Source organism: Aphanothece hegewaldii CCALA 016, from assembly GCF_003007785.1.
GTDB classification, from domain to species: Bacteria; Cyanobacteriota; Cyanobacteriia; order Cyanobacteriales; family Microcystaceae; genus Chroococcus; species Chroococcus hegewaldii.
This window is the reverse complement of the sequence record NZ_PXOH01000008.1, coordinates 165,887-177,006: the sequence shown is the minus strand read 5'-3', so window position 1 is coordinate 177,006 and position 11,120 is coordinate 165,887. Positions and strand designations below refer to the sequence as shown.

Below are 11,120 nucleotides of genomic sequence, written 5' to 3'. Positions count from 1 at the left end.
CGAGTTGGTTGGCTTTTGAGTTTAGTTGTGAGTAGGTAAGTTGTTGCTTTTGGTAGACAAGTGCAATAGCATCGGGGTTTTTTTCCGCTTGCTTTTCAAATAATTGATGGATGCACTCACAGGGATATTCTATGTTGTTTTTATTCCATTCATTTAGGATTTTTTCTTGTTCGGCTTGAGTAAGAATTGGTAATGCAATAATTAATTCTTCTGGATGCGCGACCATTGCAAACACTAATGTTTCTAGATGTTCTAGCATTTGATAAATGATATCATCTTGAAAGTTATTTTGATTATAAGTAATATCAATCGTTAATTCTGAGCTTGGAATAATAGTTAGGGTTAGAGGATAATTTGTCCAGCTAATCCCTTGAATTTTTCTAATTCGTAAGCCATTTTCTTGATTGAATAACGAGGTATCAATAGGAGCATTTTCAAAAACTAAAATACTTTCAAATAAGGATTGACTTTGAGGAATGTCACTCCATTTTTGAATATCAACCAAAGAACTATAAGAATATTGTTCTATTTCTAGCTGTAATATTTGTAATTGTTTTAGCCAAGGTAATAATCTAGTATTGGGTGTTATTTTGACTCGGAAAGGAAGAGTGTTAATGAATAATCCTATTATGGACTCTACACCTTTCAAAGATGGCGCTCGTCCCGATACAGTTACTCCAAATAGGATATCTGATTCTTGAGTATATCGACTGAGTAAAATACTCCATGCACCTTGAATTAAAGTATTAAGTGTTAGGCGATTTTGTCGAACAAATGTAATTAATTTTTGAGTTTTTTCAACAGTAAGAGTTAGAGATTGAGATTTATATTCTAGTTTTGTGTCAGCATCTTGCTGATGAAATTTATTGACTGATAATCTAGTAGGTGTCGTAAAGTCTTTTAAAATATTTCGCCAAAATGTTTCAGCTTCTTGTAAATTTTGTTGTTGCAACCAAGTAATATAATTTCGGTACGGAATAGCTGGCTTTAAGATTAATTCCTGTTCTTGATTAAAAGCATTATAATAATCAAAAACTTCTTTAAAAATTAAAAAAACTGACCAAGCATCGCACAACAGATGATGAAAACTCCAAATTAAATGATAAGTTGTCTCTTTTATTTGTATTAAGGTACAACGCATTAAAGGAGGTTTACTACAATCAAATGATTGAGTTTTATCAAATTTTAAAAAAGCTTGTAGTTTGATATATTGTTCTTGAGTAGATAAATTCTGCCAGTCTTGATACTGAACTGAAAAGTTTACAGATTTTAAAACAACTTGTATGGGTTGTTTCAGATTTTCCCAAGCAAACAAAGTTCTAAAAACTGCATTACGTTGTATAACTTGTTGCCAAGCATAGTCAAAAGCTTCTACATTTAATTGTCCTTCTAAAATACAACTATATTGTTCTATATACATTCCTGAATCAGGAAACATTAGAGTATGAAACAGTAATCCTTGTTGCAAAGAAGATAACGGATAAATAGTTTCAATATTTTTATTTTTATTGGTTTGTTGCGACTCTATCATTATCTTTACTCCTATTCTAAAGAAGATAAAAGATTGTCTAATTCTTCTTGAGTTAAATCTACATCTGGAAAATCTGACGGTGTGTAACTTTCTGTATCTAAATCTTGATTATCATCTATTTTTGTGTTTTGAGTTTGTTCTACAACTGCTAATTCTGGTATTTGAATAATTGTAGCTAATTCAGCAATTGTTTGATTTTCCAAAAGTTGCATCGGAGTAATATCTAATCCTGCTTTCTTCATTTGTACTACAACTTGAATCATCAAAATAGAATCACCACCCAACTCAAAGAAATTATCATAAATTCCGACGGGTGCAACTTTTAAAAGTTCTGACCAAATTTTCGCTAGACAAGTTTCGATTTTATTTCTGGGAGGAACATAGTTTTGTTTTGTATAAGTCTTTTTAAATAAAGATAACATTTTTTGATTGATTTGTTTGGGCGATGCAAGTTGTGTGGCAATTCTAGAATATAAATCTGAGTTAGCAATAATTTTTTGATAAGATTTAGGTTTTTCAGAAGTTAATACTTTTGCTACTTCAGCATTAGGATTATAAATAATTTGACTTGCATAAATAGCAGGAAAACGAAAACAATATCCGTCTCGATAATTTTGAGCAATTCGCTGTAAAAAGTCTAAAATCGGTTGATTTTTATCAGTTTGTTGATAATTAATTTCAATCCATTCTATATTTTTAGCTAAAGCAATTTTTCCTAATTCAACCATCATTTGATACTCAACGCCTCGCCCTAATGTTCGACAACTAAGCAAGAAAGTATCGATTTTTAATAAGTTTTCTAAATCTTGGTAAATAATTGCTCCAACTAAGCCATAATCACCAAATCTGTCTTTAACATCCACTGTTAAACAAGTATAACCTAAATTGAGTAAGTTTTGTATTTCATTTTCAGTACGTCTAATTGTTGTTGTTTTAAATTGATTTGTTCTTTGAATCAGTTGATATATTCGAGAAAACTGCTCATCTTCTAAATAAGAAATTTTGACTTGAATATTTAAGCTATTTATAAAATTACCTAAAGTTAAAGATTTTTGTAACACTTCCTGACGTTTTATATTTTTTTGATAAAAATTTGTTCTTTTTGCATCTTCTACCGTTGTTTGATGTTTATCAAATGCCCAAATATGATTTAAAAACTGAGATATATTTGCTCTATTTTCTGGTAATTCTATGGTTAATATTTCAGGATAATTAGCTTTTATTTCGGCACATTGTACAGGATTATCATCAATAAAAATAAAGCTATCAATACCTAAATTAAGTTTTTCAGACAACAATTTCAAATTACGTGACTTATCTTGCCAATTAATCTGAACATCGACAAAATCTGTCCACTTTAAAATCATATCTAAACGTTTTTCAAAAACTTCTCTAACATCTTCCTCATTATTTTTACTACATAAACATAACAACATACCTTTATTTTTCTGTTCAATAATAAAGTGTTGTAGCTGACGACAAGATTCATCAATAATAATTTTTTCGACTCCATCCTCACCACAAACTCCATGCCATAATGTATTATCACAATCTAAAGCAATAACTTTATAGGGTGTCTGTTTTAATGAATGAATTCTCCGAATAATTGTCGTTCCTAAAGCAATAAAAAAATTAGTAGTATACGGAATATGTCCTAATTCATTTCCTTGTAAATTCTCATAATCTTTAACGGGATAAAATTGATTAATTTCTGAAGATGTAATAAAATTAATTCCCTGAAGTGTCTCACTTTCTATTATAAATTTTTCTTCTAAAATTTTTGATTCTATAGAGGAAGATGGACAAATACAAACAATCAGAGGATTAATATTATGCTGTGATATTTCTTGTAAACCTAAGATAAAATCTTGTAAGTTTCTTTCGAGTTTATCTTGTTCATTATCTTGATTAATATCAAATCTTAGCCAATCTTCAAAGCGAAATAAAATACAATTGATTCCGTTTTGGTTTTTTCTTAACAAACTTTCAGTATTTAATAATTGCTGGAAAACTTGGTTATAGGGCGCAAATTCTATTTGATAAGATAATTTTAATTCTTCTAGCCAAAATTCAAGAGTATTAATGATTGGTTCTGCTGTAAAAGTAGCTGAAATAACTAAATTATTTTTTTGTGTTTTTGCTTCTAGTTTTTCACTTAATTGAAATTTATTTAAACTTCGTTCAGGAAATTCTATACATTGTTTTATTAAATTACAATAGGATTGAATAACTTCTTGAATTGTCGCTAATTCAAATAAGCTTTTATTATAACCAATCACACCGTGTAATTCTTCTTCTACTTCATAAAGTGACCACAATAAATCTAAATCACTAGGTGTACGACTCGCTTCTGGTAGCAAAGTAAATGTTATTGCTGGAAGTCTAATCGTATTTAATTGATTTCCTAAAAATGTACTAAACAAAACCTGAAATAGTCCTGATTGAGGCTTAATTTTTTCAACTATTTGACTAAAAGGTACATTTTGATTTTGAGCAATTTCTATATTTTTATCTCTAACTTGCTTTAATAAATCTTGAAAAGTTAGACTATCAGATAAGTTTATTTTAAAAGGTAAAGGATAAGCAAAAAAACCAATTAAAGAATCTAATTGAGAATGAAAACGCCCTGAAGTTGGAAAACCGATAATAATCTCTTTTTGTTGTGTAATCTTATACAAAAGTGTTTCAAAAACAGTTAAAAGAATAATTGCAGGTGTAACATTTTGTTGTTGACTAAATTGTTTTAAAGCTAACCAATCTTCCTTAGATAATTTAAAGGTTTGATGCTTTCCTTGTAAATTAGATTTAGGAAAATCGTAAGGTAATTTTAATTGTTGAGGAATTTCTTTAAATTCATTTTGCCAGTAATTTAATTTTTGTTGTATTTCTTCGGTGGCTATTTTTTGCCTTTGCCAAGATGCAAAATCGGCATATTGAATCGTTAAATTAGGTAAAGATAATTTTTTTTGCTCTACAAAAGATTGATAAATTTCAGCTAATTCTTTAATTAAAATACTGGTTGATAAAATATCTCCTATCAAATGATGAAAAGTAAATATTAAAATATATTCTGATTCTGCGGTTTTTAATAATCTAAATCGCCATAAAGGTAAATCTAAATCCTCTAAATCAAATGGTTTCTGAGCTTCTTCATCAGCTATAATATTTATCTCGCTACTTTGGCAATTTTCTATATTTAAGCTACAAGTAAAATCATTGATGACTTGAATAAGGTTGCTGTCTTGAATAGCAAAAGTAGTTCGCAAAGCTTCGTGACGTTCTAGAATCCTATTAAGACTTTTTTCTAACAAGCTAATTTTTAATTTCCCTTTTATTTGAATCGCTTGTACTAAATTATAAACGGCATTGTTAGAGGAAATTTGATTAGCTAACCATAATCTTTCTTGTTCTACTGATAAATATAAAGGCAAATTTCTAGAAATGGGTTTAATCGGTTCTTCTTTGAAAGATTGTAGTTGCAAAAGCAGAATAATTTCTTCTTTATATTCACTTAACTGATTTCGATGATGTTCTGATAAACTATTTTTCGGCGCTCGAATTCGTAAATTATTTTCTTCTACTTTCAACTGTACGCCTTTTTCGGCTAATTCATTAAGTAATTCTTGTAAACTCATATAATTATTTCCTCCATTTCTTCATCATTTCCATCTAACTGACTTTCTTTAAATTGCGCTAAAGTAAGTTGTTTAATTATTAAATCTGTTAATTCAGTTAAAGTGATTCCTTCTAAAATATTTTCTACGGCAATTTGTAAATTAAATTCTTTGATAATTAAATTGCGAAGTTCAATAGCCATTAGAGAATCAAAACCAAGACTATTTAAAGAGTCATCATCTTTAATATGAAAAGCATCTAGTTTTAGGATTCTTGATACTTTTTCTCTAAAATACTTTAACAATATAGCATATACTTCATCTTTTTTAGCTTCTTGTATTGTTTGTAATATAGTCCTTGGTTTTATAGGTTGATTGGAATTTTCTGTAACGGGTAAAGTCAATAACTCGGATAAAAATGAATTAATAGATTTAGACTGTATTTGTTTTTGTAAAATTGTCCAATTAATTGAAAATATGCCGATTTGTCCCGAAAATTGTCCTAAAAGCTGTTCTAATATACACAATCCCTGTTCAGGTAAAATAGATTTAATTCCAGTTTTCTCTAAACGTTGTTGCTGATTTTTTGCTAAACTTGCAGCCATTCCTACTGTATCCCATAATCCCCAGTTAATACTTAATCCAGGTAAACCCAAAAGATTACGATAGGATATTAGATTATCCATAAATATATTAGCTGCTGCATAATTACTTTGTCCAGAAGAACCGATGACAGAAGCTAAAGAAGAAAACACCACAAAGAAATCTAAATTCATTTCCTGCGTTAACTGATGTAAATTCCAAGTTCCTTGAACTTTGGGTAACATGACTCGCTGAAATTTGTCCCAATTTTGTTCGGATAAAATTCCATCATTTAATACACCTGCTGCATGAATAATACCAGCTAATGGGGGCATCGACAATTTAATCATCTCAAAAACTTTAGATACATCTTCTAACTTAGATACATCTCCTAAAACAACTTGAATATTTATTCCTTGTTGCTGATACTGAGAGAGAAGCTTTGTTACATCAGTACTTGGGTTATTTCTTCCCATCAAAACTAAATGACGTACTCCTTTTTTAATCATCCATTGACTGGTTTCTAATCCTAATGCACCTAAACCACCTGTGATAAGATAAGTCTTATCTGATTTAAGACTAATCGTTTTAGCAAGGGGATATTGAGTTTTAACCAGACGAGAAACAAAGCGTTTTTCTTTTCGGAATGCTATTTCGTTTTCTGCTTCAGTTGATTCTATTTCTGCTATTAGTTGCAGAATGACATTAGATGTAGAATTAGGTTCTAAATCTATCATACCTCGCCATAGTTGGGGATATTCCCAAGCAATAACTTTACCCATTCCCCATAAACAAGATTGCGCTAAATTAGGAATAGAATTATTAATCGATACACTTTCTTTTGTTACTAACCAAAGTTGAGGTGATTGCTGATTAGGTAAAGTTTGGATAAGATACAAAAGACTTTGACAGGTGAAAACTTGTGCTTGTGTTAATAACTCAGAGTTAAGGTTTTCATTAGAAGCTGTTTCCAAACTCCATAAATGAATAATATAATCTACTTTTACGGTTATATTTTGCCAAAATCTGTCAAAGTTATATTTTGCTTTTAAAGAATTTTGATAGATTTGTTCAGGATAAATTAAAAAACAAGTATTACCTTTATCTTGTAAGTGTTTAGCAAGTTCTTCACCTATTCCTTGGGTATCAGCTAAAATTACATAAGTTTTTGCTGTTGCTAGTGACTGATGATTGTGTAATGGTTTTTCTCGCCATTGAATTTGATATAACCATTCTTCTAAAAACGATTGATTAATGTGTTGTTGTGGCTGTGCTAAGATTTCAAGAAGCTTAGGTAAAACTTGTAATTCTTCGGTAGAAAATTGATGATTATTTTGAATTAATGATAAAACTTGTTCGGTTTTTCCTTGTTGAATTAGATTTGAAATAGGAGAATCGGAAGTTTTAGTATTTAATTGATTTACATGAGTTACACTGTCTTCTTCTACAACCCAATATCGTTTTCTTTGAAAAGGATATGTAGGCAATGGAAGTCGACAACAAGCATAATCTTGATTTACTTTATTCCAGTTAATTGAAATTCCTCTTGTATATAAAATAGTTAAACTTTCTAATAATTGTTGCCAGTCGTTTTGTTCAGGGCGTAAACTAGGAAGCCAGAAGCCATCATGAGTCGGTAAGCATCGTCGCCCCATACCGAGTAAAATAGGCTTGGCTCCAATTTCGATAAAAATTTCGTAATCTTTTGCTAGTATTTCTATACTATCTGCAAAGCGAACGGTTTCTCGTAAATGACGGCACCAATAATTAGAAGTTGTAATATCATCTGTCGCAAAATTACCCGTTAAGTTAGAAATTAACGCAATTTTCGGTTTATTGTAGGTTACTTGTCTAGCAACTTGTTCAAATTCTTCTAAAATGGGTGTCATTAAGTGCGAATGAAAAGCATGAGAAACGGTTAAAGGTTTGCTGATAATATCTTGATTTTCTAAAACTTTTTGTATTGCTTCTATTTCTTCTTTTTTCCCTGAAATAACGGTATTTTTGAGGTTGTTAACGGCTGCTATATCAAGAGAAAATGAATGTTGTTCAATAATTTGTCTAACAGTTGCTTCATCGGCAACAACCGCTAACATTATGCCATTTTGCGGCAATTTTTGAACTAATTTTGCACGTTGAGCAATCAATTTTAAGGCATCTTCTAAACTGAATACACCTGCAATACAAGCCGCTACATATTCTCCTATACTATGTCCAATGACGGCTGTTGGTTGTATTCCCCAAGATTGCCAAACTTGAAATAAAGCATATTCAAGGGTAAATAAAGCGCTTTGAGTATAACAGGTTTGATTTAAAAGATGACTATTTGGAGAAGTATATAAAATTTCTTTTAAAGATTGTTCTAAATAGGGTTTTAAAATCTCGTCGCATTGGTCAAATGTTTGTTTAAATATAGTATTCGTTTCATACAATTGTTTGCCCATTTCTATATATTGTGAGCCTTGTCCGGTAAAAAGAAAGGCTATTTTAGGGAATTTTTTTCCTGTAATATCTCCCTTAAAAAGTCTTGGGGGTTTTTCTTGTTTTAAATAAGCTTCTAGCTGTTGTTGCAGTTGTTGTATAGATTGAGTAATAACGGCTAAACGATGCTTAAAGTGAGTGCGTCCAGTATTAACAGTAAAACAAAGATTTGCTAAATTGATGGACGGTTCGTCGGCTAAATAATTAATATAACGTTTTACTAAATCTTGTAGCGCTTGTTCACTTCTAGCCGAAAGGGTAAATAAATGGCAAGGGCGTGTTAATTTTGGTTCTGTTGTTTGTTTTGGGGCTTCAGAAAGAATAACATGAGCGTTTGTGCCACCAAAACCAAATGCACTGACTCCCGCGAAAAGCGTCGGATGAGAAGTGTGCCAAGGTTGCAGTTGAGTGGGGATAGCAAAGGGAGTATTTTCTAAGGAAATATAGGGGTTTAGTTGTTTTAAGTGGAGATGTGGGGGGATTTCTCGGTGTTGTAGAGATAGTATAACTTTGATGAGGCTGGCGATACCGGCGGCTGATTCTAAATGGCCGATATTGGTTTTGACTGAACCAAACCAACAGGGTTCATCAAGCGATCGCCCTTCCATTAATACGGCTTTTAGTGCTTTAATTTCAATAGGATCACCTAATACCGTTCCTGTGCCATGAGTTTCGACATAACTAATTTGTGATGGTAAAACGTCGGCATTGTGTAGGGCTTGACGAATCACCGCTTGTTGTGATAAGCCATTGGGTGCGGTTAATCCATTGGTTAAACCATCTTGATTAATGGCTGTTCCTCTAATAATGGCTTGAATATTGTCTCCATCTTTTAGGGCATCCTCTAAACGCTTGAGAATGACGACTCCACAGCCTTCGCCCCGTACATAACCATCGGCTGACGCATCAAAGGTTTTACACCGTCCATCCGATGCCATCATTTTAGCTTGAGAAAATGCGATCGTCGGTTCAGGTGATAACATTAAGTTAACACCACCAGCGATACAAAAATCGGATTCATGAAGAATAAGACTCTGACAAGCTTGATGTAATGCGACTAAAGAAGATGAGCAAGCGGTATCGATGGCAATACTAGGGCCTTTTAAATTGAAAAAATAAGATATACGGTTTGCAGCTATCGCAAAACTTGTTCCTGTTCCGCTATGGGCATTAATGCGAGTTATATCTTGTTCAATGAGCCGTAGATAGTCTCTGTGGCTAATTCCGATATAAACTCCAGTTTTGGTTAAGGCGAGTTGTGAGGGGACTAAACCAGCATTTTCTAAGGCTTCCCAAGTGACTTCTAGTAGTAATCTTTGTTGAGGGTCAATCTGTTCGGCTTCTCTTGGGGAGATTTGAAAGAATTCTGGTTCAAATTGGTCAACATTTTCTAAAAATCCACCTTGACAAATATTACTTTTTGTTGTACAGATTAAATCATCAAATTGTTGACTATCCCAACGCTTTTTCGGGACATCGGTAATGGTATCTTTACCGTTGTGCAAAAGTTCCCAAAACGCTTTCGGATTGTCCGCATCAGGAAAGCGACAACCGATACCAATAATAGCGATAAATGTCATTGTTAGTCTTTACAAATGCGAGGAGATTTGAGCAAAATAATTTTCTTACGATTGTTGTGCTAAATATTGGGCTAAAGTTTCGATGTTTGGGTAATCATAAAGCAAAGTCGGGTCAAGTTTTTGCCCTAACCATTCTTGCAAATCTCCACTGAGAACAACCATCGCTGATGAATCAAGTCCGTAGCGTTCAAAAGAGGTCTGAGGCTCAATTTCTTGTAAATCAATTTCTAAAAGTTGGGCTAAATAAGAAGACAGCCAATCTTGAATAACTGATGCTTCAGGGCGTTTTTGGGACTTCGTGGATTCTAAAGAGGAGTAACTCATAATCATTGATTAAACAAATAAACTCAAGTTTCTCAAACTAAGCAGTTTTTTTGGCTTCGATTCGTTCTAGGCTAATCGTTTTGACATCCCAAATTAAACCCAGTGTTTTCATCGCTTTTAATAGCCAACCACTTAGATCTACCTGCCACCACTTTAACCCATTAATTGCCGAATCAGGAAAAGCATGATGATTATTGTGCCATGATCCGCCCAAAGTGGGAATCGCTAACCAGAAATTATTCGTACTTTGGTCTAAGGATTTAAAGGGACGATTTCCATACAGATGACAAATCGAGTTAACCGCATAAGTGGTTTGATGTACAACGAACATCCGAACTAATCCACCCCACAAGAAACCCGTAAAAAGTCCTATTATGCTGCCAGTTAATATTCCTCCGACAACGGCGGGTAAAGCTAGTCCTAAAAATACCCAAACATAATAATATTGATTAACTTTGGCGATCGCTCCATCTCGTAATAAATCTTTAGCAAAAAGATAAGTATTTGTCAGTTCTAAATCAAAAATCCACCCAAAATGAGCGTACCACAAGCCCTGTATGCGACCCCAAAAACCTTGTCCATGTAGATGAGGTGAATGTGTATCCCCTATAACATCACTATATTGATGATGTCGGCGATGGTTTGCTACCCAATAAATCGGGGGTCCTTGCCCTGCCATCGAACCGAAAATGGCTAAAAGTACTCGTATTGGTGTAGAAGTTTGAAAAGAACGGTGAGACAGATAACGGTGAAATCCGACTTCAATACCTAACCCAGACAAAAGCCATAAAATTAGGAAAAGACTAAAATCAATTGGACTAATTCCAAAATTTAACGCTAAAAGAACAGCCGTAATCAAGCCAATAATGGGTAGAACAACAATTCCATAGGCATGAATACGATATAAAGTACTAAGAGAGCTACTATCAATCGTTATTTTAGGTTGATAATGAGCAACCACAGATTGTTTAGCTGGCTCTACATTATTAATGTTCATTGATTAATACT

The 11,120-nt window shown here is 32.5% G+C and carries 5 protein-coding genes; all 5 read right to left on the bottom strand.

Translation table 11 applies throughout. From position 1 onward, the window contains the following. Positions 1 to 1,531 (bottom strand): condensation domain-containing protein (locus tag C7H19_RS10385; protein WP_245927436.1); only part of this gene is annotated, 1,531 nt, incomplete at its 3' end. Positions 1,532 to 1,542: 11 nt separating this feature from the next. Beyond that, the gene (locus C7H19_RS10380) at positions 1,543 to 5,166 is read right to left on the bottom strand and encodes an HAD-IIIC family phosphatase (RefSeq protein WP_106456804.1); all 3,624 of its coding nucleotides are present in this window, start codon (positions 5,164 to 5,166) and stop codon (positions 1,543 to 1,545) included. Further along, positions 5,163 to 9,788, bottom strand: coding sequence for a type I polyketide synthase (locus tag C7H19_RS10375; RefSeq protein ID WP_106456803.1), 4,626 nt, complete (start codon positions 9,786 to 9,788; stop codon positions 5,163 to 5,165). Before C7H19_RS10375 ends, C7H19_RS10380 begins: the two co-directional genes overlap by 4 nt. A 45-nt stretch (positions 9,789 to 9,833) precedes the next feature. After that, positions 9,834 to 10,112, bottom strand: coding sequence for an acyl carrier protein (locus C7H19_RS10370; RefSeq protein WP_106456815.1), 279 nt, complete (start codon positions 10,110 to 10,112; stop codon positions 9,834 to 9,836). A 37-nt stretch (positions 10,113 to 10,149) separates the two neighbouring features. Further along, on the bottom strand, positions 10,150 to 11,109 hold the full coding sequence (locus tag C7H19_RS10365) for an acyl-CoA desaturase (protein WP_106456802.1): 960 nt from the start codon (positions 11,107 to 11,109) through the stop codon (positions 10,150 to 10,152). Positions 11,110 to 11,120 lie beyond the last annotated feature (11 nt).

Bases quoted from the DNA above. Each gene is read 5' to 3' on its own strand.
- C7H19_RS10380 (WP_106456804.1), bottom strand. From the start codon at position 5,166: ATGAGTTTACAAGAATTACTTAATGAATTAGCCGAAAAAGGCGTACAG.
- C7H19_RS10375 (WP_106456803.1), bottom strand. From the start codon at position 9,788: ATGACATTTATCGCTATTATTGGTATCGGTTGTCGCTTTCCTGATGCG.
- C7H19_RS10370 (WP_106456815.1), bottom strand. From the start codon at position 10,112: ATGAGTTACTCCTCTTTAGAATCCACGAAGTCCCAAAAACGCCCTGAA.
- C7H19_RS10365 (WP_106456802.1), bottom strand. From the start codon at position 11,109: ATGAACATTAATAATGTAGAGCCAGCTAAACAATCTGTGGTTGCTCAT.